The organism is Bifidobacterium asteroides (genome assembly GCF_009683175.1).
Taxonomy (GTDB): domain Bacteria; phylum Actinomycetota; class Actinomycetes; order Actinomycetales; family Bifidobacteriaceae; genus Bombiscardovia; species Bombiscardovia asteroides_H.
In genome coordinates this window covers 649654-672966 of the sequence record NZ_WKKW01000001.1, presented here as the reverse complement: position 1 = coordinate 672966, position 23313 = coordinate 649654, and the positions used below count along the sequence as shown (strand labels likewise).

The window sequence follows — 23313 nt, the reverse complement described above, 5'->3', positions numbered from 1 at the left end:
CCCACTGTCCACTGATCAGGCGGATGCTCTGCCGCCCGTGTTCGGACACCCATAGGCTAACACCGGATTAGGAAAATTTTCAATGAGAAAAAATACGACTGTGAGGGCCTGATGACCGCTTCATTCCATTAGCATGGTTGGAGACGCTTAGAGTCCAGCAGAGCCGGGAGGCGATCCGATGAGCAAGAAAGTGACGCTGGCCGACGTTGCCGCCAAGGCGGGGGTTGCGGTGTCCACGGCCTCCAAGGCGCTACGCAACAGCGCACAGGTCAGCGGTCCGACAAGGGCCAAGGTGTTCAAGGCTGCGGCGGAGCTCTCCTTCTCGCTCAATGAGCGTCAGAAGCAGTCCCAGCCTCCCAGCCTGCCCAAATCGGTAGGCCTGGTCACTTCGGACCTGGATGGACAGTTCTCCATGCCCATCCTGATCGGCGCGGAAAGCTACTTCGGGGTCGAGTCCATTCCTGTTTTCCTCTGCAACGCCGGCAGGGATCCGGCTCTTGAACAGCACCATATTGACAATCTGCTGGCCTATGGCGTCAAAGGTCTGCTGATGGTCGGATGGCGTACCGATCCGCGGCCAGCGTTGACTAGTTGCCCGGTGCCTGTTGTCTATGCCAACCAGGCATCCTTGGATCCCCATGACTGCTCGGTCGTCACCGACAACGAGGATATCGGGCGGCTGATGGTCCGGCATCTGGTCGAGGGTGGATCCAGAAAAATCGTGCTGATTGCTGGCGATCCGGCCTTTCGGTCCTCGGTCAGACGACTCAAGGGCGAGATGGCCGAACTGGATAGCCGTGGGTTGGCTGCCGTGCGTACGGTTCGATATGGAAGCTGGAACGAAGAGACCGGACGCCGCACCATGGTTGGCTTGCTGGATGAGGGTATCGACTTCGATGGGGTGGCTTGCGGCAACGATGAGATAGCCCGGGGATGTCTGGATATCCTGCATGATCGCCAAGTCTCCGTGCCGGATAGGGTATCGGTGGTTGGTGTTGACAATCGGCAGGTCATTGTCGGCAACTCGCGTCCCCCGCTGACCAGCGTTGACCTGAACCTGAAGGCCATCGGTACCAGGGCGGCCAGCTGCCTGGCTGATATGATGGACGGCCGAGGTCACCAGGGCGTCGAATGTGTCAAGGGCACGCTAGTCCAGCGAGCCTCTACCAGAATGCCGTTGTAAAGCAGTCCGTCGGCAGATTTCAGAGGGTCACACAGTCGCGATCTTACTGACACAAGCGAGTCTTTCACTCTTTAACTGTCAGCAACTTTTTTATTTAACAAATTTTCTTCTTACCATGACCAGTGTCGGAGCTGCAGCCCAGAATCCAGCCATAGACCGCCTGGTCCGGTTTCCAGCGTTAGCGAGCCTATCCTTTCGGCGTCTCGTATCCCACTTGATGAAGAAAGGACATGCTATGGCCTTGCACCTTACAAAAGCGCATTGGACAGAGATTCCGGCTCATCGCGTTTCTGCGGGATCGGACCCTTAGTGAGGGGTCCGCATCATGTTTGGCACCAATGCTGTTGGTTCTGCAGTCCGTCAGACCTGCGCACAACTGGGGAAGTCGACCTCGAAGCGTTTGCCGGAGAAAGTCCTGACGCGGAGGGAGGTTGGCAGGATCAATTCTCCTCTGCATCCAGCAACACCACGCCCTGGGGAGGATTGCTATCGATGGCCCCCACGGTCTCATGTGGCAGGTATGACTCCTCCATGGAGGCGATTTCCTCGGGAGTGAGTTCCGAATCCAGCGCAGCCGCCGCATCGTCAAGGTGCCGGGCTTTGGGGGCTCCGATGATCGGTGAAGCAACGCCTTTGGCCCACTGCCAGGCTATGGCTACCTGGGCCATAGGAACATTGTGCTGCTCCGCCACTTTTTGTACGCGGTCAATGATGGTCAGGTCGTTGTCTTCGGCCCGGTCGTACTTGCCGCGCGAGACCTTGTCAGTGGCGCTGCGCAGAGTGTCGGCGGTCCAGGTAGGCCTTGTCAGATGTCCGGCGGCCAGAGGGCTGTAGGGCATGAGCGAGACGTTCGTCTTTCTGCAGAAGGGTATCAGGTCCTTCTCGTCCTCCCGGTAGAGCGGGTTGTAATGGTTTTCCATGGCGCTGAAAGGGGTCCAGCCGTTGTCTTGGGCGACCTTCTGCATATCCTGAAACTGGCTGGTGTACATGGCCGAGGCACCCAGCGCTCGCACCTTGCCGGCCTGGATCAGATCGTTCAGCGCTTCCATGGTCTCCTCGATGGGGGTTTCATAGTCGAACCTGTGGATGATGTAGAGGTCCAGGTAGTCGGTGCCCAGTCGCTTGAGCGTCCCATCGATCTCCCGGTGGATGGCCTTGGATGAAAGTCGCCCCTCATTGAAATAGACCTTGGAGGCGATGACCACCCGGTCGCGGCTTGTATGCTTTCTAAGCGCCTTTCCAAGATATTCCTTACTGGTCCCAGCGGAGTAGCCGTTGGCCGTATCAAGAAGGTGATGCCCAGATCCAGCGCGTGCGCAACGACCGCGTCAGTCCCTTCCTCATCCAGTGTCCAGTCGTGCATGGTGCCTGGTTTGCCGAAGCTCATGCACCCCACGCAGATTTTCGATATGTTGATGCCCGTTTTACCCAGTTGTGTGTATTGCATGATGAGCCCCCTTGGCCTTCCTTGGTGCTGGTGCAATCATGCTGGCAAGTTCGAGTCGGTGGAAGTCTACTTATCAGGTAGCTGTAGTAGTTGGGACTCTGAACGAGTGGCTCTTGGATTCGGATATCGATTCAACGGTTTGAACTCATGTGGTTCTCGTCTGGGTCGACCCTGGAGATTCGGATTTGAATCCGAAGATTTTCGGCTGATGGGTATAGAGGTTCGGCCATCTGCATGATCAGACCGATGGTCGGATATGGCGGTCAAAGCTGTGACTGTTGTTGTGAACTTGCCACTGACACCAGGGGCGCGTTAATACAGTTGTCCATTCGTGACGAATCCAGGCAAAGCTTGAATGGTATGGAGTAACGGGGCTGCAAATACGTATAAATACCATTGTAGCGAAAATCACAGCAGGTCTATCTCCATCGATGACCCAGTAAGCCAGGCCAACAACTGCATTCACTACTACTTCGAGGATGAGCTTATAGGTGCCATGCAGCGTGCGAGCAAAGTTGAGGCTGCCCATATTGACCAGATAATTACCCGAGCTATGGAGAACAAAGCCCAGAGTATTGTCCCCATGTGTATTCTGCCCGAGGATGACACCGCTGAAAATGCTGACATTCCAACGCACTCAACCAGAAATAGAACAACAAACACGAATCCAGCTGACAGTCCAGTGGCTGCTGACCTTATCTTCTGCAAGCATTCGTACTGATAGAGCTTAGGCGTAACATACGATGAACGATTATCGCGTCTTCCACCTATGGTCTTCTTGTGAGACCTGCGGAAATAGGAATGGTCAAGTTGCGTTATCGAGTCGGCTGACTTATAACGATTCTCGCTTCTTGACTGGGAAGGCAAACTCATTGACGATTGCAGACACAACAATCGAAGATACGCTAGGAAACAAGAACTCCCTAATCCTTGGGATCGCAGTCTCGTCCATATAGAACTTCAGGATTCCAATATCAAGTGTCAAGCCTGTCGGTTTTTGATTCAGATAAGTTCACTGATATTTCTGCGACATTGCAATGCCCTCTGTATTGGTATGTGACTGCGTTCCAGTCGGTTGCGCACGCCTGCAGGCTGATATCTTGCCTAAATGAGTATGTCGCCGACAACTGTGGTACATGTGCTTGCTCATATTTTTTAGCAGTTGTCGGATGCAACATGCGTGAGCGGTCCCAAGACATGGCTGTTTGCCTCGCCGGCAATCGTGCTTTGGTATGAAATCGATATCTGGCGGCATAATAAGCAATGTGAGTTAAGGGTTCACTGATTCACTTCAATGGGTTTGGCCGATTGATTGTTGTCTGGTTCCATTGAAGTGATAACACGATGGTTTTTGAATCTCGGTCTTTCAAGTTTAGCGATGCCTCTACTGATTACTCTTTGTCTAATTTCAATCGGTTGTTCAAGGTTTCCGCCAATGATATGATTGTAACCGAATCAAAATATCCTTTGATGAAGGGGGCCCATATGGCATATCAAGAAGATATGGATTGCATTGATTTTTCGAATCTATTGAGCACTAAGGAACCGTACTATTTCTATTCCAAAAAGTATGACAGCGAGGTACACAAATCAGAGAAAACAGATGGGAAAACGCAGCAAGAGCTTATGGTGCCGTGGTTCGCCAACCATACAACTGACAGTGCCAAAAGCTGCTATGGTAATCTACAAAACGCTGCATCTCTACTTTGGATTGCCGAGGCAGTTGACATTGACCAACCAACTGTTGCTAAAGCTTTTGAAGATGCAAAGCAGGCAGGGAATTTTCGACAAGCCTGCAAGGCGATAAGGAATAGCATTAAATGGTCGGATATCATTGAATCCTTAAACACTAAAACTGTTTAGCGCTGTTTAGCGTCAGGTAGACTATCTATTTAGTTGTGTCTGGTAACCCGGTCAGGGTCTCTTTGTCTTTCAATGGAAAATGCCAAATTAAACAAAGGCTCGGAATCCAAACGATTCCGAGCCTTACTGGTAGCGGGGTCAGGATTTGAACCTGAGACCTCTGGGTTATGAGCCCAGCGAGCTACCGAACTGCTCCACCCCGCGTCGGCTGTCTGTTCAACACAGCAGTTATCTATGTTACGGATTCCAGCGCACTTGTCAAGTCCGTGTGTGGGAAGGCCTGCGCTAGGCCATAATAGAGTCATGCCTATTACCATCCCCACCGGATTGCCGGCCAGATCCATCCTGGATTCGGAGCGCATCTTCGCCCTGGAAAGCCACGAGGCGGAGCGCCAGGAGATGCGTCCGCTCAGGCTGGTCATCCTCAACCTGATGCCTACCAAGGTGGAGACCGAGACCCAGCTGTTGCGACTGATCTCCAAGTCGCCGCTTCAGGTGGAGATTGACTTCATGAAGACTTCCACCCATCAGGCCGTGCATACCAGCATGGATCACCTGGTCAAGTTCTACGAGAATCTGGATTCCTTCCAGGACAACTGTTATGATGGTCTTGTCGTGACGGGCGCCCCCGTGGAGCAGATGGACTTCGAGCAAGTCGACTACTGGGATGAACTGACCCGCATTCTGGATTGGGCCTCTACTCACGTCTTCTCCACTATGTATCTATGCTGGGGGGCCATGGCCGGGCTCTACTACCGCCACGGCATCGCCAAGCGCGACCTGGATCGCAAGGTCTTTGGGGTCTTTCCCCAGTATCTGCAGGACGAGTACTGCTTCATCACCAATGGCTTCGACGAGATCGCCCTGCAGCCCCACTCCCGCTGGGCCGGGGTGGACGAGGACCAGGTGCGGGCCTGTCCGGATCTACAGGTGCTGACCTGGGGTCCCCAGTCCGGTCCCGGGCTTATCAGCACCCAGGATTTCTCAGAGATTTTCGTGCTGGGTCACTGGGAGTACGACCGTGACACCCTGGCCCACGAGTACCAGCGTGACATGGCCAAGGGCCTGGATCAGGTGCCTTTCCCGGTCAACTACTACCCTCACGATGATCCGACGTTGGAGCCGGTCTTCTCCTGGCGGGCCCACGCCAACCTGCTCTGGCGCAACTGGCTGAACTGGGTCTACGAGACCACCCCCTACGACTTGGACCAGGTGCCGACTCTGCGGGCTGCTGGCCGGCTAGGCACCGACCGATCCATCAGACACGCCCCTGGCTGCCCACGCACCGACGGTTATCGGCCCTTGACGGGTGACGGGTACGGGCTTATTCCGGGCGCTGTTAAGAGTTAATGACGATTGCATTAAGTTCATCATCAACTTGTCCACGTCGCGGGGCGGATTGGACCTGCGGCCACTATTTGTGACACACTGGATGAATCTATGATTACCGTGGCTCTTGGTGTGGGCTACACTACCCATACGGTGCAGCCATGAGTCGCATGCGCGCTATAGTGTTCACTGTGTCGTTCAGGAGGCGATAGATGCTAGAGGCAATGGGAAGTGAAGCTTTCAGTCTGGCCATGGCCAAGCCGAGTGAGCTGCCTTCCATCGATGATTTCCTGCCTCCTGAGATTCTTTTCCAGGGAACGCCCTTTGCCATGAACCGGATCATCCTGATCAGATTCGTGGCCATGGTCATAATTCTTCTGGTGCTGGGAATCACTGCCGCAAGGGCCAAGCTGATTCCATCCCGCTGGCAGGGGGCAATTGAGTGGGTCATCGAGTTCATCCGTGACTCGGTCGTCTATGACACCTTGGGCGAGATTCGTGGCAAGCGCTACGTGCCCATGATCACGACCATCTTCTTGACCATCCTGGTCTTCAACCTCTGTGGCATCGTGCCGGGCATGAACATAGCGGCCACGGCCACTATCACCATGCCTCTGGTCTTCGCCATCTGGACTTTCTGCCAGTACATGGTAACGGGATTCCGGGAGCAGGGTGTCTGGGGCTACTTCAAGTCGGAGCTCTTCCCAGCTGGTGTGCCTTGGCCTCTCTATATCATTCTGACGCCCATCCAGCTGCTGGAGATGGTCATCGTCAAGCCGGCCTCTCTGACCATCCGACTCTTCGCCAACATGATCGCCGGCCATCTGCTGGTGGCGGTTACCCTGGCCTTTACCCAGTTCTACATTGTTGAGGTCAGCAATAAGGCTTTGGCACTGGCTGGCGTCGGCTGGTTCGTTCTGGGCTTCGCCCTGACGGCCTTTGAAATCTTTGTGGCGGCCCTTCAGGCCTACATCTTCGCCATCCTGACCACGGTTTACATCTCCATGAGTTACCCTGAAGAAGGTTGAGCGAAAAGAACAAGCCGCGGTCGGCGTTTTAAGCGGTCGCAGCCCACATATTCGTTGGTTCCGACCAGTAGACGGGGGTCGGGGCCGAACCACAATCCAAGAACCGGCAACGGTGGAGGAAAGGAAAATAAATGGACATCATCACACTTGCTGAGGTCTCCGGCAATCTGAGCATCCTGGGGTACGGCATTGCAGCTCTCGGCCCCGCGCTGGGTCTGGGCATCGCCGTCGGCAAGACCGTCGAGAGCATGGCTCGCCAGCCTGAGATCAGCGGACAGCTGCGCACCACCATGTTCATCGGCCTGGCTCTGATCGAGGTGCTGGCCCTGTTGGGCTTCGTGGCGCTCTTCATCGCCTGAGCCGTGTGATTCTTGCATGATCCGGCTTCGATAAAGGAAAGGAGGAGCCAATGTACGCTCTAGCGGTAGGCAAAGGGATCAAGCTGTTTATTCCTCCGATTTACGACATCTTCTGGTCTCTGGTCATCCTGGTCATCCTGGCCGTCTTCTTCTATAAGTTCTTCATGCCCAAGTTCCAGGCCATCTTCGATGAGCGCTCGTCCAAGATCGAGGGCAACATCAAGAAGGCCGCCAAGGCTCGTGAAGAGGCGGATCAGGCCCGTAAGCAGTATCAGGATCAGCTGGGCAAGGCTCGTGTTGAGGCTTCCCAGATCCGTGATGACGCCCGCGCCGAGGCCTCCAGGATCGTGGCGGATGCCAGGACCCGGGCCGAGACCGAGGCCAACCAGATCACCGAGAACGCCCAGCGATCCCTCAAGACCCAGCAGCAGCAGGCGCTGGTCTCGCTCAAGGGCGAGGTGGGTACGCTGGCTACGGCTCTTGCCGGCAAAATCCTGGGCTCGCAGCTTCAGGATGATGCCGTGCAGTCCTCCATGATCGACTCGATCATCGCGGACCAGGGCTCGGACAAGCGGCAGGCAGGATGACTGATTGGCGGACGATGGGAACGTTGATTCCGCGAAAGGGGAGGTGACATGCGAGGAGAGACTTCGCTGAGCTCCGACAAGGAGACCAGGGCCAAGTATGCCCCTTTGCTCAAGAGCAAGGGGAAGGATGCCCTCCGTGTGGCCATGGAGCTCTATACCTTCGTGACCCTGCTCGATGCCAACAGGCCCCTGGAGCGTGCGCTGACCGACCCCTCCCGTCCTGCTGAGGACAAGTGGCGGGTGATCGACACCATCCTGGCTGATAAGGCCGATCCGCTGACCGTGGATATCCTCCATGATCTGACCGATCATCAGTGGAGTCGTGTGGTGCACATCGCCAACGCGGCCGAGGACATGTCAGTGGATGCCACCGCCTATTACGCCGATGCTCTGGGCATCACCAACCAGGTGGCCGGCGAGCTGGCTGAGATTCATTCGGCCCTGCTCGGGATGCCTCTGGTGCTCTTCCGGCTCTCGGACGAGTACAGTGATTCCAAAGCCCGGGCCGACCTGCTCAGGGCGCTCCTTGACGGGCAGCATATGCATCCGGTCACCGAGCAGATGGCCCTGAACGCCACGATCGATCTGCGCGGACGGCGCTTCCCCGACACCATCGTTTGGTTGGTGGATCGCTTCTCCGAGCACATGGACCAAGTCATGGTGACCGTCACCACGGCGGTCTCCATGAAGGACGAGCAGGTCAGCCGCCTGCAGGAGGTCTACGGGCGCAAGCTGGGCAAACCGGTTCACATCAACTCGGTGGTCGATCCCTCGGTCCTAGGTGGCATGAAGGTCCAGTATGGATCGGTCTCCACCGACGGCACGGTGGCCACCCAGCTCAAGCACCTGAAGCGGCGAATGGCCGTGGCAGGATAAGCAGGGGACCAACAGACTTGAACAAGAACAGAAATAAGGAGTGATCATGGCAGAAATGACCATTGATCCCGCCGTGGTGCGCAAGGCGCTCGACCAATTCGTCGAGTCCTACAAGCCGACTGACACCCCCACCCAGGAGGTGGGCTACGTCCGTACGGCCGGTGACGGCATTGCGCATGTGGAGGGACTGCCTGGTTGCATGGCCAACGAGTTGCTGACCTTCGAGGACGGCACGCTGGGTCTGGCTTTCAACCTGGACGCCCGAGAGATCGGCGTGGTCATCCTGGGCGACTTCGCAGGTGTCGAAGAGGGCCAGGAAGTCCACAGGACCGGTGAGGTGCTTTCAGTGCCTGTCGGTGACGGCTATCTGGGGCGTACGGTCAACCCTCTGGGTGAGCCCATCGACGGCCTGGGCGAAATCAAGAGCGAGGGCCGCAGAATCCTGGAGGCCCAGGCCCCCGACGTCATGCACCGGCATCCCGTCGACGAGCCCCTGGCCACCGGCATCAAGGCCATCGACGCCATGACACCCATCGGCCGCGGTCAGCGCCAGCTGATCATCGGCGACCGGCAGACCGGCAAGACGGCCATCGCCATCGACACCATCATCAACCAGAAGCGCAACTGGGAGTCCGGAGACCCCAAGAAGCAGGTACGGTGCATCTACGTGGCCATCGGTCAGAAGGGCACCACCATCGCCTCGGTCCGTTCCTCCCTGGAAGAGGCCGGCGCCATGGAGTACACCACCATCGTGGCCTCCCCGGCTTCCGACTCCGCGGGCTTCAAGTACATAGCCCCCTACACCGGTTCGGCCATCGGCCAGCACTGGATGTATGGCGGCAAGCACGTCCTGATTGTCTTTGACGACCTGAGCAAGCAGGCCGAGGCCTACCGGTCCATCTCCCTGCTGCTGCGTCGTCCGCCGGGGCGCGAGGCTTATCCTGGCGACGTCTTCTACCTGCATTCGCGTCTGCTGGAGCGCTGCGCGAAGCTCTCCGATGACCTGGGCGGCGGATCCATGACCGGTCTGCCCATCATTGAGACCAAGGCCAACGACGTCTCGGCCTACATTCCGACCAACGTGATCTCCATCACCGATGGCCAGATCTTCCTGCAGTCCGATCTGTTCAATTCCAACCAGCGTCCCGCCGTGGACGTGGGCATCTCCGTCTCCCGAGTGGGCGGCGCCGCACAGACCAAGGCTCTGAAGAAGGTCTCCTCGACCCTGAAGATCTCCCTGGCCCAGTACCGCTCTCTGCAGTCCTTCGCCATGTTCGCCTCGGATCTGGATGCGGCCTCCAAGGCCCAGCTGACCCGTGGCGCCAGGCTGACCGAGCTGCTCAAGCAGCCTCAGTTCACCCCTTACTCCATGGAGAAGCAGGTTGTCTCCGTCTGGGTGGGCACCCACGGCAAGCTGGACGACTTGGACCTGGAGGACGTGCTGCCCTTCGAGTCCGGGCTCCTGGACTACCTGGACCACAACACGGACATCCTCAAGACCATCCGCGACACGGAGGACTTCACCGACGATACCGAGAAAGCCCTGGATAAGGCCGTGGACGAGTTCACCAAGACCTTCGTGACCCACAAGGGCGAGACCCTGGATGGTCACAAGGCCGATCAGGATCAGGAGCAGCCGGTGGCCGTCCAGCAGGAGAAGCTGGTGGCCGAGGGCAAGAGCGGCAGCAAGGCTGGGAAGCGGTAGACCATGGCCTCACAACTCGCATTCAAGTCAAGGATCGCCTCCACATCGGCATTGGAGAAGATCTTCAATGCCCAGGAGATGATAGCCTCCTCGCATATAGCCAAGGCCAGGACCGTGGCCCTGGAGGCGAAGCCTTACTCCGATGCGATCTTCGATGCAGTCCAGGCCCTGGTGGCCCACACTGACGACATCCGCCACCCCATTGTCAGGAAGGACGAGAAGAACCCGCGCGTGGCTGTGCTGGCGCTGACGGCCGACCGTGGCATGGCCGGGGCCTATACCTCCTCGGTCATCCGCGAGACGGAGTCTCTGCTGACTCGCCTTGACCAGCAGGGTCGACAGCCCCAGCTCTTCGTCTACGGCCGTCGCGGCGTCTCCTACTACCGCTACCGCAACCGCAGCATCGTCAAGACCTGGGAGGGCGACAGCGATCGGCCCGGCGTGGATGTGGCCAGGGAGATCTCCCAGGCGCTGCTGGAGACCTATATGACTCCAGCAGCCAAGGGGGGCGTCTCCGAGCTCTACATCGTCTTCACTGAATTCATCAACATGGTGGTGCAGAAGGTTCGGGTGCTGCGCATGCTGCCACTGGAGCTGATCAGACCTGACCAGGAGCAGCCCGAGGAGGCCATTGATGCCCCCGTACCGGACGACGAGCATGGAAGCCAGGGCGACCGTTATGCGGCCCTCTACGACTTCGAGCCCAGCTCCCAGGAGGTGCTGGATGCCGTTCTGCCCAAGTACATTCAGTCGCGCATCCATGAATGCCTGCTCACTTCGGCCGCCTCGGAGACCGCCAGCAGGCAGAACGCCATGCATACCGCCACTGATAATGCCAAGGGGCTGATCGACGACCTGACCCGCAAGCTCAATGCCACCCGTCAGGCGGCTATCACGCAGGAACTTACCGAGATCGTCGGCAGCGCCGATGCGCTCAACAAAGAGGAAGAGTAGGAACGCCAATGGTTGCACAGCAAGAACAGCCGACCACAGCGAGCCGCAAGCCGGATTCGGCCTCCAAGGGGCGCGTCACCCGAGTCCAGGGTTCGGTCATCGACGTGGAGTTCCCGGCAGGTCACCTGCCGGACATCTACAATGCCCTGACCGTAAATCTGAGCAAGTCCTCGGACACCGAGGGCGAGTCGCTGACCACCATCATGCTGGAGGTGGAGCAGCATCTGGGCGATTCCACGGTCCGCACCGTGGCCCTGAAGCCCACCGACGGCCTGGTTCGCGGCGCTACCGTCACCGACACCGGCGGGCCCATCATGGTGCCTGTGGGCGACGTGACCAAGGGGCACGTTTTCGATGTGGCCGGCAACATCCTCAACAAGAAGGAGGGTGAGCAGATCAAGGTCACCGAACGGTGGCCAATCCATCGCAACCCGCCTGCCTTCGATCAGCTGGAGTCCAAGACCCAGATGTTCGAAACCGGCATCAAGGTCATCGACCTGCTGACCCCTTACGTGGAGGGAGGCAAGATCGGCCTGTTCGGCGGCGCGGGCGTGGGCAAGACCGTGCTCATTCAGGAGATGATCCAGCGCGTGGCACAGAACCACGGCGGCGTTTCGGTCTTCGCGGGCGTGGGCGAGCGTACACGTGAGGGCAACGACCTGATCGGGGAGATGGACGAGGCCGGCGTTCTGGAGAAGACCGCACTGGTCTTCGGCCAGATGGACGAGCCCCCGGGGACCCGTCTGCGTGTGCCTCTGACCGCCCTGACCATGTCGGAGTACTTCCGCGACGTGGAGAACCAGGATGTGCTGCTCTTCATCGACAACATCTTCCGGTTCACCCAGGCCGGCTCCGAGGTCTCCACCCTGCTGGGCCGCATGCCCTCGGCCGTGGGCTACCAGCCCAACCTGGCCGACGAGATGGGTGCCCTGCAGGAGAGGATCACCTCCACCAGGGGCCACTCCATCACCTCCCTGCAGGCCATCTACGTGCCGGCTGATGATTACACTGACCCGGCGCCTGCGACCACCTTCGCCCACCTGGACGCCACCACCGAGCTCAGCCGTGACATCGCCTCCCAGGGCATCTACCCGGCTGTGGATCCGCTGGCATCCACCTCCAGGATTCTGGACCCACGTTACGTGGGGCAGGCCCACTACGACTGCGCCAACCGGGTCAAGGCTATCCTGCAGAGGAACAAGGAGCTCCAGGACATCATCGCCCTGATCGGCATCGACGAGCTGGGCGAGGAAGACAAGACCACAGTCAACCGTGCCCGCAAGATCGAGCAGTTCCTGGGCCAGAACTTCTATGTGGCCGAGAAGTTCACCGGTCGCAAGGGTTCCTACGTGCCTGCGGACGAGACCATCGAGGCCTTCACCCGCATCTGCGACGGCGCCTACGATGACGTGCCTGAGCAGGCATTCTCCGGCATCGGCGGAATCGACGACCTTGAGCACAAGTGGCACGACATGCAGAAGGAATACCGGTAGTCATGGCGGACACAGGCAAGGCCTCCATGCAGGTCAACATCGTCTCGGCAGACAGGCCCATCTGGTCTGGTCAGGCGCGGTCGGTCACCGTGCCCGGCACCCAGGGGTCCATGGGCATCATGCCCGATCACGAGCCGGTGCTGGCCCTGTTGCAGGAGGGCAACATCCGGGTTCAGGCCACGGATGGCGGTCGTCAGTCCTTCCATGTGGACAGCGGATTCGCCTCTTTCGACAGCAACAAGCTGACTGTGGCTGTGGACCACTACCTGGAGGATGCTGATCAGGGACAACAGTCCTGACCTCCTTTCCTCTTCTGCCCGGCTGGTGCACTTGCATCGGCCGGGTTTTTCTTTTTCGCCTGGAACAACGACTGATATATTGGCACCTGTGCGAATCATTGTTGCCGACTGCTCCGCCGAATACTCCGGGCGTCTCAATGCCAGCCTGCCGCCGGCCAGACGCGTTCTGCTGATCAAGGCCGACATGAGCTGTCTGATCTTTTCGGAGTTGGGCTCCTACAAGCCCCTGAACTGGATGTGCGCCCCCTGTACCATCAGGGAGATCGAACCCGAGGAGGCGGGCGAGGACGGCGCGGGTGTCAAGGCTGGTTCCGTGGCCGGGACCGGGCCGGACGAGGTGGTCGAAGCTGCCGCGCCCGATGCGCTGATCGCCCAGGAGCAGGATCAGGACCAGGCTCGGCCTGTCCGTAAGGTCCTGCGTGTTTCGGCGGTCAAATCCAGCGATGTACTCACCATCAGGCTCTACCAGGTCTATGCCGATGACAGCTACGACCTGGGGACGGATCCCGGCTTGGTCAAGGACGGCGTGGAAGCGCATCTGCAGCGCTACCTGGCTGAACAGATTGACCGCATTGGCCCGGGGGCCACCCTGGTCCGCCGGGAGTATCCCACGCCCATCGGCCCAGTGGACATCATGGCCGTGGATGGTCAGGGACGGCATGTGGCCATCGAGATCAAGCGGCATGGGGGCATCGACGGGGTGGAACAGCTGACACGCTACTGCCGCCTGCTCAATCGAGACCCCCTGCTGGCTCCTGTCCGCGGAATCTTCGCGGCCCAGACCATCACACCCCAGGCCAGGGTTCTTGCCGAGGACAGGGGATTCGAGTGCCTGATCCTGGACTACGAGGCCATGAAGGGCGCGGACAGCGATGAACTGACCCTCTTCTGAGACGGTTTTCAGTCTTGTATCGTCTTGCATAGTCAATATGTCAGGCAGCTCACATAGATTCTCATTTGACTCTATAAGACCCGAAAAGCTACTAGATATTGGGGTTTATGGCCTGACACGCCACTACAGGTGGTATTGTGCTTGCGTCTGGGATTGTGTAGAGTGCAAACAACAGGTTCCAAGCAGAGGGCTATAGGGCTTGGAATGTCACGGCTACATTTAAGGGAGAGGCGATTATGTCCATCACGGTCTACACCAAGGCGCACTGTCCCCAGTGTGATGCCACCAAGCGTCAGTTGACCAAGCAGGGGCTGGAGTTCGAGCAGGTGGATTTGACCGAGGATCAGACCTTGATCGACCAGTTTATCGCCCAGGGATTCAAGCAGACCCCCATCGTAGTCACTGACCAGGAGACGTGGAGCGGGTATCGCCCCGATCTGATCAGGAAGGTAGCACAGAGCGCCAAGGTCTTTGCCTGATCAAAGCACTCGGAGCCCGGTTCACGAATATGTGGACCGGGCTTTTTTCATAGCCTGGCCAGCAGTCGGGTTAGTGCAAATCGCGTTGTGCGCCTACTTGGTTAGTAGATGCTTGGTAGGTAAGTAATTGGCTGATGTTTGTTCTGCAAGTGCTTGATCAGTTGGACTTGTTTGATTGGGCACTGCCTACTTGATAGGTGTTGCAATGACAGAGAGGCCATCTGTGGTTTTGGAATGTATCCGACAGCTTCAGAAGGCATGATCTGCAGGTGTCGGTTAGCCTTTGCCGACCAGTGGTCATCTCATTGGTGCTCTTTGCTTGCGGCATGAATACGAATCGCCGTCGAAGTTGCTGTGAGAGCGGATGATAACGCGGTATCCGGTATTCGTATATCCAAAAGCAAAGGAAACCGGCTCGCGTTCCCTAGGATGGTCCACTATATGCCGCAGGCGGCGGGAAACGGGCGAGAAGCAGTGAAGAGGAGACGATGAACAGGACTCATGCAAGTAGGGGGGTGGGGGCATGAATTGGACCTTTATGGCGCAGAATCTGCACTTCTTCGTCAATGCGGCCTATGTCACGGTCTTCATCTCCTTCTTCGGCGTGGTGTTTTCCATGCTGATCGGGCTGGTCTGCGCCGGGCTGGAGGTCTTCAGGATTCCCTTGCTCTCGCAGGTGGCCAGGGTATACATTGAGCTGTCGAGAAACACCCCGCTCCTGGTTCAGCTCTACTTCCTCTACTTCGGGTTGCCAAAGCTTGGGGTCAACTGGAGCGCCCAGACCTGCGCCATCGTCGGGCTTGCCTTCCTGGGTGGCTCCTACATGGCCGAGGCCATGCGTGGCGGACTGGAGGCGGTGCCTCGGGTGCAGATCGAGTCAGCCCGCGTCCTGGGATTCACACGATCCCAGATCCTGTCCAGAATCGTGCTGCCCCAGGCTCTGAGCAGCGCCATACCTGGCGTGGTGGCCAACATCATCTTCCTTATCAAGGAGTCCTCGGTGGTCTCGGCCATCGCTCTGGCCGATGTCATGTATGTCACCAAGGACCTGATGGGCACCTCCTATGACACCTACGAGTCCCTGACTCTGCTCATCGTCACCTATCTGGTTATCCTGCTGCCCATCTCCGTCATCGGAACCGTTCTTGAGCGGAGGTTCGACTATGCACGGCGTTGAGGTGCTCTTCCAGCCAGGGGTCATGCCCAGGCTTTTCCAGGGACTCTGGGTGACCGTATGGATAGCCGGCGTCTCGGTCCTGCTCTCACTGCCCTTGGGGTTGGTGGTCGGATGGCTGATGACCCTGCGCAACCCCCTGATCCGCTTCCTGATGAGGATCTATCTGGACTTCATCCGCATCATGCCCCAGCTGGCCCTGCTCTTCATTGCCTTCTATGGGTTGTCCAGGGCATGGAACCTGAATCTGGACGCCACCGGTGCCTGCCTGCTGGTCTTTGTGCTCTGGGGCGGGGCCGAGCTGGGCGACCTGGTCCGCGGGGCCCTGGAGTCCATTCCCCGCACCCAGGTGGAGTCGGCCTATGTTCTGGGACTGGGGTCCTGGCAGACCTTCTCCAGGATCATCCTTCCGCAGGCCCTGCGCCGACTGCTGCCGGCCAGTGTCAACCTGGCCACCAGGATCGTCAAGACCACATCCCTGGCTGCCCTGCTGGGCGTCATCGAGGTCATCAAGGTCGGCCAGCAGATCATCGATGCCAACCGTTTCGCCTATCCCCAGGCGACCCTGTGGATCTATGGGGTGATCTTCTTCATGTATTTCTTCATCTGCTGGCCCCTGTCCCTGGTGGCCCGGCATCTGGAAAAGAGGTGGGCCCATGACTGAGGGGCAAACGACAGAGAACCAGCCACAGAACGGACAGAAGGAGCGGGCGGTGCTGACCGTCGAGCATCTGGTCAAGCAGTATCCGCAGGCTCAGAGCCCTGTGCTCAACAACATCTCCTTCCAGGTGCCCAAGGGCAAGGTCTTTGTGGTCCTGGGTCCCTCGGGCTCAGGCAAGTCCACCCTGCTGCGGACCATAGCCGGACTGGAGCCCATACAGGGCGGCCGCATCCTTCTGGACGGTCAGGTGGTGGAGACCGGCCATCCCCTGGGCAAGCACAGCGGAGGTCCTGGAGGCCTGATGTCGGGCAGCCGCAGCTCTGACCTGCGCACCAGGATCGGCATGGTCTTCCAGAGCTATGACCTCTTCCCCAACAGGACCGTGCTGGACAACGTGACCCTGGCGCCCGTCCTGGTTCAGAAGCGCAAGCGGGAGCAGGCGCGTCAGGAGGCTCTGGAGCTGCTGGACCGGGTTGGTCTGGCCGACCGTCGGGACGCCTGGCCCAGCCAGCTCTCGGGCGGCCAGCGGCAAAGGGTCGCCATCTGCCGGGCGCTCATCCTCCATCCCGAGATCATGCTCTTTGACGAGGTGACCGCGGCTCTGGATCCGGAGATGGTACGCGAGGTCCTCCAGGTCATTCTGGAGCTGGCCGACCAGGGGCTGACCATGATGATCGTCACCCACGAGATGGCCTTCGCCAGGGGCATCGCCGATCACATCGTCCTGTTGGATGGAGGCGCCCTGGTCGAGCAGTCCGACGATCCGGAGGCCTTCTTCACCCACCCGGCCACTGACCGGGCGCAACGCTTCCTGTCCACCTTCACCTATGAGCGCAGGCGGGATCAGGATCAGGAGTCCCGATGAGTACTCCGCATATTCGTCCGGCGGCATTCGCCGGAACCGTCCCCAGGGGCGGCCAAAGGAAAGAGAATAGGAAAAGAGGGATCATGACCGCAAGGGTAATGAACCGATTGATACGGGCGGCGCTGGCCACGGGGGCGACGATCGCGATGATGGCTTCCATGGCGGCCTGCGGCCCTTCGGCGGCCACCCCCAGTGACGCCGGAAGCGGTTCGGGGGGCGGCTCCGGCTCCTCGGCGGCATCCGGGTCTGCACGCACCCCGGAGCAGATCACCAAGTCCGGGAAGCTCAAGGTGGCGGTCTTCACCGACAAGGCCCCCTTCGGCTACGTGGACAAGGACGGCAAGAACCAGGGCTACGACGTGGTCCTGGCCGAGCGCCTGGCCAAGGACCTGGGCGTCAAGCCCGAATACACCTCGGTGGACCCGGCCGCCCGGGTGGACGTGCTGTCCAGCAACAAGGTGGACGTGGTCCTGGCCAACTTCACTGTCACTGATGATCGCGCTCGCAAGGTGGACTTCGCCAAGCCTTATATGAAGGTCTTCCTGGGCGTGGTTTCCCCGGATTCGGCGCCGATCAAGGATGTCAAGGAACTCAATGGCAAGACCCTGATCATCGCCAAGGGGACTACGGCCGAGCCCTACTTCGAACAGCACTATCCGGAAGTCAAGCTGCAGAAGTACGACCAGTATGCCGATGCCTACAACGCCCTGCTGGACCACCGTGGCGATGCCATGAGCACCGACAACACCGAGGTGCTGGCCTGGGCCAAGGCCAACAAGGGCTTTTCGGTGGGCATCACCAAGCTCGGGGATGAGGCGGTCATCGCCCCGGCCGTGCGCAAGGGGAACAAGCCCCTGCTGGACTACATCAACAAGGAGCTGGTCAAGCTGGGCCAGGAGCAGTTCTTCCATGAGGACTACCGCAAGACCCTGGAGCCGGTCTACGGCAGCGCAGCCAACCCCGATGAGATCGTGGTCGAGGGCGGCAAGGACTGACCCGGCCGTCTGGTTTATGGCAGGGGCCCGTACTCATCCGAATGCGACTGGATGGGTACGGGCCCCTGCTTGTCTGATCTGTCTGAGTCGGTGGATTGGCTGGTCAGTAGGCGGCCAGGATGTCGACCACGAAGATCAGGGTCGAATTGGCCGGGATCTTCTGCTGTTGCTGGCTGCCATAGCCCAGGTCGGGTGGAATGACCAGAAGAACCTGAGAGCCCACCGTCTGGCCTGCCAGACCCTGTTGCCAGCCCTTGACCACCTGGTCCAGGCTGAAGTCGCTGGCCTCACCCCTGTCCCAGGAGGAGTCGAACTGCTTGCCGTCGGAGGCCAGCCAGCCGGTGTAGTTGGCGCTGACGCTCTGATGCTCGCCGACCTTGGCCCCCTCGCCCTTGATCAGGGGCTGGACGACCAATCCTCCCTTTGGTTTGTATCCGTTGAGATCCAGGGAGGGCTTGCCCTTGTCGTCCAGGCTGATCTTGGGCAGGTCGCTGGGCAGGTTGGTCACCTTCTTACCCTGGGCGCGGGTCAGGTTCTTCGATCTGGAGACGAAGGTCAGGGCCATGATATAGGAGTCGGTCGCCTGGCTGTTGCCGGAGCCTGACTCATCGATGCCCACGGCCACGGTGGAGTTGACCTTGAGGCCTTTGAAGGTGTCATAGTAGGCCGGGATGGATTTCCTGCTGATGACGATGGAGCACTCCGGGCTGCTCTTGTCCCAGGTGGAGTTGATTACCTTGCCGGTCTTGGCATCCAGGGCCAGGCTCCTTGTACATACACGGTCCCCGTCGCGGATGACCTCGCCGTTGCCCTCCTGGATGACCTGATGGGTCTGGTTCTCGACCTTGAAGGGTGTCTTGAAGCTGACGTCGGGCTTGCTGCCAGGCTTGCCGCTGGCTGATACCCCCTGCATGGTGTCGCCCGAGTGCCCGCCCCCGTCGGATTCCCCGCCGCAGGCTGACAGTCCGAGACATAGGGCCAGAGCGGTCATGGCGCCCAGCAGACGCTTGCTGCCTGATTTCCTTGCGATGATGGTCATGGAAGACCAGTTTAGGGCTTATGGGTGATTTCCCGGTGCTGGAAACCATCTCATAGGGTGCCGACGGTAGAATGTGGATGATATGGAGCAAGTACCCGAGGAAAAAGATGAGATGACGCGGCCCGGCAAGCCCTCGCGTCACAGCATGATCATGCGCGGCATCGTCACCCCCATCTTCGGACTGTTGGCTGTAACGGCCATAGTGCTGGGTATCTTCAACGCCACGGTCTGGAAGCCTTCGGCTCATGTGGATGCGCATGCGCGCACGAAGGCGGCCTATGTGGTGACCGATCCAGGTGTGCTTCCCCTGGTGGACAGCAAAGTGACCATGCGAGTGGATGCGGCATCGGCTGGAACTGCCGCGTCCGCAGATCAGGATTCACAGAAGCCTACCATCTGTATGGCCCTGACCACGGCCAAGGATGCAGCTGGCTGGACGGCCGGGCAAGATGTGGCCCGGGTGCGCGGCCTGGATGATTGGCAGACCCTGTCTGTCGGCAGGGACACCAGTCCTGGCAAGTCCGTCAAAAGTGATCAGGGCGTGGCCTTTCAGGATTCGGATATGTGGCAACAGGTCACCTGCTCCGACAGCAGCGTGTCAATGTCCCTGAAGACCGACGATCCGCAGGCCGTCCTGCTGGTGGCGGTTCCCCAAGGCGCTCATTCCTTGGGACTGGAGATGCTTTGGCAGCGTGACAAACTGCCCAACTTCGCCATGCCCTTCTACTTTGCCGGCGGGCTTCTGGCCCTGCTGGCTGTTCTTTCGGCTACGGTCTTCGCCATGGATCCGGTCAAGCGCCGTAAGCAGACCGAGCCTGAACAGGAGGCTGAAGAGACTCCCGAAGTCAGCGTGGCCCAGGCTTTGGGCAACGCCATTCTGCCTGGTCTCGGGAATCGGCGTAGCCCGGCTTCCGGCCGACGCCTACGTCACGCCCGCGGCCAGGCGCGGCAGGGGGATCCAGGACCCCCGCCCAGGCCGCCTGTGGTGATTGATCCACGCAATCGGAACCTGGTCGCTGACCAACAGGAGGGTGCCGACGGCAGTACCGTCAACGGCGACCGGAGAGCCGACGATATGTCGTCCACCAGGGTTATCAGCAGCCAGGAGATGGCCTCCTACCTGGCCAGGCTTGCCCACGAGGGGGAGGAGGAGCGCCAATGAGTATGAACAAACCGTTGAACGGGGTGGCGGCTGTAGCGGCGTTGGCTTTGTCCCTGGCCCTTCTGCCGGGTCTGTCCGCCTGCGAGGGGCAGGTTCCCCAGGCGCGCCGGACCGAACCCCAGAGCACTGCAACCACTGCTCCCGCCCCCAACCTGACCCCGGCCCAGGAGGCACGTATCCGCAAGAGCATCGGGGCTGTTCTCGATCAGGCCAACGAGGCCAAAGACCCGGCCGGGCTGGACCAGCGGGTCAGCGGCCCCCAACTGGAGATCCGCACCAGCGAGCTGACCATAGCACGGGCCACTGGGCAGTTGGATCCCAAGACGACCATCCCCACAACCATCGCCCAGACGGTCATTCCCGGCGATCCGGGCTGGCCGCGTTCGGTCTTCTCGATTACCACCACCACGCAGGATCAGCAGTCCAAGCGCCTCTTGGTTCTGGACCAGGAGTCCGCCCATGACAACTACAAGCTTTGGGGCGTGGCCCGACTCTTCCAAGGAGCCCAGTTGCCCAAGTTCCCGGTGGCCACCATCGGCGCCAGGATGGGGCAGGGCGACGACCAGGGGCTCAAGGCTACACCGGTGGAGGCCGTGCGCCGCTATGCCGACCTCCTGCAGAACCCCCAGGGCAGCAAGTATGTCAAGGAGTTCGCCCAGGATGACTTCCGCAACTCCCTGGGCACGCTGACTCAGGTGGTCCAGCAGGGAATCGAAGCCAACAAGGGCAGTCAGTCCCAGACCTTCACCCCGGCACAGGGGCAGCTGCGGGTCATGCACTCCTCCGATGGGGGCGACCTGGTCGTGGCCCGGATCGATTCGGTCTGGACCAGGCAGGCGGGGGAGGGCCGTGAATCCTCGCCGGCCTCGGATGCCGAGACGGCCCTCTTTGGGCAGGGCAAGCCCACCAGCACCATGAAGGTCACCTATGTCAACGTAATCGCTCTCTACGTGCCCTCGGCGGACTCGCATGAGCCCATCAGGGCCGTGGGCGCCGAGCGTGAGCCCATCAAGGTGGAAGCGGTCTGAGGGGCGGGATTGCGCTGGGTGAACGCCCGGGCCTTGGACTAGATTGGCTTTCAGGAGTTTGCAATCGAGGGCGGGCCGAGGCTGCAATCGGCGACCGCGGGGTTAAGGAGGACTGACATGGCGAACAAGAACGGGCAGGGGCAGCCGGGCGTCTCGCTGGCAGGAGCGGTTGACCTGGGCGCGCTCAGGCACCAGGTTGATGCCGAGCCAGGCCAGCAGGGAGGTGCGCCCGCAGCCGGGGGCTACGTGATCGATACCACCGAGGCCAGTTTCCAGGCCATGGTCCAGACCTCGACCACCTTCCCCATTCTGGTCCTGCTCTGGGTGCCCACCGACGATCGCCTCTTCCCCCTGGCCACCCGTCTGGCCCAGGCCGTCAACGCCCAGGAGGGGCGCATCCAGCTCTCCCGCATCGACATCGCGTCCAATCCGCAGATCGCCCAGACCTTCCAGGTGCAGGGCGCCCCGGCCCTCTTCGCCCTGCTGGCCGGCAGGCCCATGCCCATCCTGCAGGGGCTGCCTACCGATGAGGAGATGAACCAGATCACCGATCAGCTCATTCCCCAGGTGATTCAGATGGCACAAAAGGCCGGTATCACCGGCAGTGCTCCCTACCAGGAGACCAACGACCAGGGACAGGACGAGCAGGCTGGCCAGGCAGCTGCTGATGCCATTCCTCCTGCCCATCAGGAGGCCCATCGGCTGGCCCAGGAGGGCGACTATGCAGCTGCAGCCGAGGCCTACGGCAAGCTGGTCCAGACCGACTCGACCGACGATCTGGCCAAGCGTGAACAGGCCAAGTGCCTGCTGATGGCCCGTTCAGCCAAGGCCGATGTCCGCAAGGTCCGTCAGGCGGCTGCAGATGCCCCTGATGATCTGCAGGCCCAGTTGGATGTGGCTGATGTGGACATGATCGGCGGCCAGATTCAGGATGCCTTTGATCGCCTGCTGGACTTTCTGGCCGGACACCGGGATCAGACCGATCCCATCCGTCGCCGTCTGCTGGAGTACTTCGTCATTCCTGAACCGACTGATCCCCGGCTGGCCAAGGCCCGTCGCCGTCTGTCCACATTGATGTACTGAGCCGTTCCTGGGTCAGGACTCACGGTTCCCATCGAAGTTGGTCAGGAAGCGCGGTCCGCTGGTCTTCAGCTCCCGGTCGAAGTCGGTCGCCCAGTCGCCAAAGGGATGGTCGGCCAGCCCGTCGTTGGAGAACCGCGCGTCGTCGGTGATTTCGGTGGCGCAAAAGTCGGGGATGGTCAGGTCGGTCACCGGCCCGGTCCGCTCCACCTCGGCCACCACCAGGGGGGCGTTGCCGTCCCCGAAGACATCCAGGTTCCACCAGTCCTCGTCCAGCCAGACCCCATACCGGTTCTTCACAATGGGAATGCCGCCGCGCAGAACCAGCTCCAGGGCGATTCCCGGGTCTATGGCCCGTTCGGCCTCGTAGCGGGTGCCACCGACAGAGGGGCCTTTGGCCGTCATTGAGGCAGCGTCGAAGTGGTCTCCCTCCTCAAGCAAGGTATGGAGGGCATCGGTCCGGGCCGTCATGGGCACCACCGGATCCACCTGCCCCTGAAGGCGAACCCGCAGGGCGAAGTTGTCCTCATGCACGTAGTAGCTCTGCACAATCAGGGTCGGCCGACTCTCTCCGAGCAGCTCCCGGGGGAGGTCCCGGCAGAAGAATCTGCGCTCGAACTCGAAATCGTCCTCGTCCTCATTCATGGCCATATATCCAATGGTACGGTAGGCCGGTTGCGGCCACCATTTGCTGTTCACGGCCCATTGGAGTTGTCCAGGTATGTGAAGGCCGCTTGTGATGGCCGGGTGAAGGAACTACAGTGGAGACTATCCCGAGAGAAGATCATCCGGGAATGTTGGCGGCTTCGCGCCAC

At 59.8% G+C, this 23313-nt stretch carries 23 protein-coding genes, 1 tRNA gene and 1 pseudogene; 20 read left to right on the top strand and 5 right to left on the bottom strand.

From position 1 onward, the window contains the following. The first annotated feature begins 178 nt into the window (after window positions 1-178). Complete coding sequence (locus tag GKC41_RS02985; RefSeq protein ID WP_154312860.1) at window positions 179-1183, top strand: LacI family DNA-binding transcriptional regulator; 1005 nt, start codon at window positions 179-181, stop codon at window positions 1181-1183. A 440-nt stretch (window positions 1184-1623) separates the two neighbouring features. On the opposite strand, the pseudogene GKC41_RS02980 reads toward GKC41_RS02985, so the two are convergent. Beyond that, a pseudogene (locus GKC41_RS02980) lies at window positions 1624-2424 on the bottom strand (aldo/keto reductase); the annotation flags it as partial. A gap of 444 nt (window positions 2425-2868) precedes the next feature. Continuing rightward, window positions 2869-3267 (bottom strand): hypothetical protein, encoded by a 399-nt coding sequence (locus tag GKC41_RS02975; RefSeq protein ID WP_154312859.1) that lies wholly within the window; start codon window positions 3265-3267, stop codon window positions 2869-2871. A gap of 848 nt (window positions 3268-4115) precedes the next feature. Between GKC41_RS02975 and GKC41_RS02970 the strand changes: the two genes are divergently transcribed. Next, a complete protein-coding gene (locus GKC41_RS02970) occupies window positions 4116-4493 on the top strand; it encodes a hypothetical protein (protein ID WP_154312858.1) in 378 nt (125 codons plus the stop codon). 127 nt (window positions 4494-4620) lie between these two features. Here GKC41_RS02970 and GKC41_RS02965 read toward each other — a convergent pair. Next, window positions 4621-4697: transfer RNA gene (locus GKC41_RS02965), tRNA-Met, on the bottom strand. 99 nt (window positions 4698-4796) lie between these two features. Here GKC41_RS02965 and GKC41_RS02960 point away from each other — a divergent pair. The 15 genes from GKC41_RS02960 to GKC41_RS02890 all read left to right on the top strand — a co-directional run bounded on the left by GKC41_RS02960 (window position 4797) and on the right by GKC41_RS02890 (window position 18189). Next, window positions 4797-5843 carry a homoserine O-succinyltransferase gene (locus tag GKC41_RS02960; RefSeq protein ID WP_154312857.1) on the top strand — a complete coding sequence of 349 codons (1047 nt, stop codon included), beginning with the start codon at window positions 4797-4799 and terminating at the stop codon, window positions 5841-5843. A 191-nt stretch (window positions 5844-6034) separates the two neighbouring features. Continuing rightward, a complete protein-coding gene (gene atpB, locus GKC41_RS02955) occupies window positions 6035-6850 on the top strand; it encodes a F0F1 ATP synthase subunit A (protein ID WP_154312856.1) in 816 nt (271 codons plus the stop codon). 131 nt (window positions 6851-6981) lie between these two features. Next, window positions 6982-7209, top strand: a complete 228-nt coding sequence (gene atpE, locus GKC41_RS02950; protein ID WP_015022486.1) for an ATP synthase F0 subunit C — start codon at window positions 6982-6984, stop codon at window positions 7207-7209. Between the two features lie 50 nt (window positions 7210-7259). Beyond that, on the top strand, window positions 7260-7796 hold the full coding sequence (locus GKC41_RS02945; RefSeq protein ID WP_154312855.1) for a F0F1 ATP synthase subunit B: 537 nt from the start codon (window positions 7260-7262) through the stop codon (window positions 7794-7796). A gap of 48 nt (window positions 7797-7844) precedes the next feature. Then, complete coding sequence (locus tag GKC41_RS02940; protein ID WP_045924884.1) at window positions 7845-8672, top strand: F0F1 ATP synthase subunit delta; 828 nt, start codon at window positions 7845-7847, stop codon at window positions 8670-8672. A 46-nt stretch (window positions 8673-8718) separates the two neighbouring features. Further along, a complete protein-coding gene (atpA, locus tag GKC41_RS02935) occupies window positions 8719-10377 on the top strand; it encodes a F0F1 ATP synthase subunit alpha (protein WP_154312854.1) in 1659 nt (552 codons plus the stop codon). Between the two features lie 3 nt (window positions 10378-10380). Next, a complete protein-coding gene (locus GKC41_RS02930) occupies window positions 10381-11331 on the top strand; it encodes a F0F1 ATP synthase subunit gamma (RefSeq protein ID WP_154312853.1) in 951 nt (316 codons plus the stop codon). An 8-nt stretch (window positions 11332-11339) separates the two neighbouring features. Further along, complete coding sequence (atpD, locus tag GKC41_RS02925; protein ID WP_029678175.1) at window positions 11340-12824, top strand: F0F1 ATP synthase subunit beta; 1485 nt, start codon at window positions 11340-11342, stop codon at window positions 12822-12824. Window positions 12825-12826: 2 nt separating this feature from the next. Then, on the top strand, window positions 12827-13123 hold the full coding sequence (locus GKC41_RS02920) for a F0F1 ATP synthase subunit epsilon (protein WP_015022480.1): 297 nt from the start codon (window positions 12827-12829) through the stop codon (window positions 13121-13123). 88 nt (window positions 13124-13211) lie between these two features. Then, a complete protein-coding gene (gene nucS, locus GKC41_RS02915; protein WP_324612014.1) occupies window positions 13212-14015 on the top strand; it encodes an endonuclease NucS in 804 nt (267 codons plus the stop codon). A 236-nt stretch (window positions 14016-14251) separates the two neighbouring features. Continuing rightward, entirely contained in the window at window positions 14252-14494 is a 243-nt protein-coding gene (gene nrdH / locus GKC41_RS02910; protein ID WP_015022478.1) for a glutaredoxin-like protein NrdH, read from the top strand. A gap of 523 nt (window positions 14495-15017) precedes the next feature. Further along, on the top strand, window positions 15018-15671 hold the full coding sequence (locus tag GKC41_RS02905) for an amino acid ABC transporter permease (protein WP_154312851.1): 654 nt from the start codon (window positions 15018-15020) through the stop codon (window positions 15669-15671). After that, entirely contained in the window at window positions 15658-16332 is a 675-nt protein-coding gene (locus tag GKC41_RS02900; RefSeq protein WP_015022476.1) for an amino acid ABC transporter permease, read from the top strand. Before GKC41_RS02905 ends, GKC41_RS02900 begins: the two co-directional genes overlap by 14 nt. Then, the gene (locus tag GKC41_RS02895) at window positions 16325-17194 is read left to right on the top strand and encodes an amino acid ABC transporter ATP-binding protein (protein WP_154312850.1); all 870 of its coding nucleotides are present in this window, start codon (window positions 16325-16327) and stop codon (window positions 17192-17194) included. The genes GKC41_RS02900 and GKC41_RS02895 overlap by 8 nt, the downstream gene beginning before the upstream one ends. 83 nt (window positions 17195-17277) lie before the next feature. Further along, entirely contained in the window at window positions 17278-18189 is a 912-nt protein-coding gene (locus tag GKC41_RS02890; protein WP_154312849.1) for a cysteine ABC transporter substrate-binding protein, read from the top strand. Between the two features lie 103 nt (window positions 18190-18292). Here the strand turns inward: GKC41_RS02890 and GKC41_RS02885 are convergent, their stop codons facing one another. Further along, window positions 18293-19228 (bottom strand): FKBP-type peptidyl-prolyl cis-trans isomerase, encoded by a 936-nt coding sequence (locus GKC41_RS02885; RefSeq protein ID WP_195760127.1) that lies wholly within the window; start codon window positions 19226-19228, stop codon window positions 18293-18295. An 82-nt stretch (window positions 19229-19310) separates the two neighbouring features. Here GKC41_RS02885 and GKC41_RS02880 point away from each other — a divergent pair, with 82 nt between their 5' ends. The 3 genes from GKC41_RS02880 (at window position 19311) to GKC41_RS02870 (ending at window position 22501) form a co-directional block, all read left to right on the top strand. Next, window positions 19311-20390 carry a hypothetical protein gene (locus GKC41_RS02880; protein WP_154312848.1) on the top strand — a complete coding sequence of 360 codons (1080 nt, stop codon included), beginning with the start codon at window positions 19311-19313 and terminating at the stop codon, window positions 20388-20390. Then, window positions 20387-21418: a hypothetical protein gene (locus GKC41_RS02875; RefSeq protein ID WP_229281570.1), complete on the top strand. Its 1032-nt coding sequence runs from the start codon at window positions 20387-20389 to the stop codon at window positions 21416-21418. Before GKC41_RS02880 ends, GKC41_RS02875 begins: the two co-directional genes overlap by 4 nt. A gap of 117 nt (window positions 21419-21535) precedes the next feature. Continuing rightward, complete coding sequence (locus GKC41_RS02870) at window positions 21536-22501, top strand: tetratricopeptide repeat protein (RefSeq protein WP_154312847.1); 966 nt, start codon at window positions 21536-21538, stop codon at window positions 22499-22501. Between the two features lie 12 nt (window positions 22502-22513). Here GKC41_RS02870 and GKC41_RS02865 read toward each other — a convergent pair whose 3' ends face one another. Next, window positions 22514-23143, bottom strand: coding sequence for a hypothetical protein (locus GKC41_RS02865; protein ID WP_154313076.1), 630 nt, complete (start codon window positions 23141-23143; stop codon window positions 22514-22516). Window positions 23144-23313 lie beyond the last annotated feature (170 nt).

What these genes read in the sequence shown, in the direction of transcription:
- GKC41_RS02985 (WP_154312860.1), top strand. Translation starts at nt 179, where the DNA reads ATGAGCAAGAAAGTGACGCTGGCCGACGTTGCCGCCAAGGCGGGGGTT.
- GKC41_RS02970 (WP_154312858.1), top strand. Translation starts at nt 4,116, where the DNA reads ATGGCATATCAAGAAGATATGGATTGCATTGATTTTTCGAATCTATTG.
- GKC41_RS02960 (WP_154312857.1), top strand. Translation starts at nt 4,797, where the DNA reads ATGCCTATTACCATCCCCACCGGATTGCCGGCCAGATCCATCCTGGAT.
- atpB (WP_154312856.1), top strand. Translation starts at nt 6,035, where the DNA reads ATGCTAGAGGCAATGGGAAGTGAAGCTTTCAGTCTGGCCATGGCCAAG.
- atpE (WP_015022486.1), top strand. Translation starts at nt 6,982, where the DNA reads ATGGACATCATCACACTTGCTGAGGTCTCCGGCAATCTGAGCATCCTG.
- GKC41_RS02945 (WP_154312855.1), top strand. Translation starts at nt 7,260, where the DNA reads ATGTACGCTCTAGCGGTAGGCAAAGGGATCAAGCTGTTTATTCCTCCG.
- GKC41_RS02940 (WP_045924884.1), top strand. Translation starts at nt 7,845, where the DNA reads ATGCGAGGAGAGACTTCGCTGAGCTCCGACAAGGAGACCAGGGCCAAG.
- atpA (WP_154312854.1), top strand. Translation starts at nt 8,719, where the DNA reads ATGGCAGAAATGACCATTGATCCCGCCGTGGTGCGCAAGGCGCTCGAC.
- GKC41_RS02930 (WP_154312853.1), top strand. Translation starts at nt 10,381, where the DNA reads ATGGCCTCACAACTCGCATTCAAGTCAAGGATCGCCTCCACATCGGCA.
- atpD (WP_029678175.1), top strand. Translation starts at nt 11,340, where the DNA reads ATGGTTGCACAGCAAGAACAGCCGACCACAGCGAGCCGCAAGCCGGAT.
- GKC41_RS02920 (WP_015022480.1), top strand. Translation starts at nt 12,827, where the DNA reads ATGGCGGACACAGGCAAGGCCTCCATGCAGGTCAACATCGTCTCGGCA.
- nrdH (WP_015022478.1), top strand. Translation starts at nt 14,252, where the DNA reads ATGTCCATCACGGTCTACACCAAGGCGCACTGTCCCCAGTGTGATGCC.
- GKC41_RS02905 (WP_154312851.1), top strand. Translation starts at nt 15,018, where the DNA reads ATGAATTGGACCTTTATGGCGCAGAATCTGCACTTCTTCGTCAATGCG.
- GKC41_RS02900 (WP_015022476.1), top strand. Translation starts at nt 15,658, where the DNA reads ATGCACGGCGTTGAGGTGCTCTTCCAGCCAGGGGTCATGCCCAGGCTT.
- GKC41_RS02895 (WP_154312850.1), top strand. Translation starts at nt 16,325, where the DNA reads ATGACTGAGGGGCAAACGACAGAGAACCAGCCACAGAACGGACAGAAG.
- GKC41_RS02890 (WP_154312849.1), top strand. Translation starts at nt 17,278, where the DNA reads ATGACCGCAAGGGTAATGAACCGATTGATACGGGCGGCGCTGGCCACG.
- GKC41_RS02885 (WP_195760127.1), bottom strand. Translation starts at nt 19,228, where the DNA reads ATGACCATCATCGCAAGGAAATCAGGCAGCAAGCGTCTGCTGGGCGCC.
- GKC41_RS02880 (WP_154312848.1), top strand. Translation starts at nt 19,311, where the DNA reads ATGGAGCAAGTACCCGAGGAAAAAGATGAGATGACGCGGCCCGGCAAG.
- GKC41_RS02875 (WP_229281570.1), top strand. Translation starts at nt 20,387, where the DNA reads ATGAGTATGAACAAACCGTTGAACGGGGTGGCGGCTGTAGCGGCGTTG.
- GKC41_RS02870 (WP_154312847.1), top strand. Translation starts at nt 21,536, where the DNA reads ATGGCGAACAAGAACGGGCAGGGGCAGCCGGGCGTCTCGCTGGCAGGA.
- GKC41_RS02865 (WP_154313076.1), bottom strand. Translation starts at nt 23,143, where the DNA reads ATGAATGAGGACGAGGACGATTTCGAGTTCGAGCGCAGATTCTTCTGC.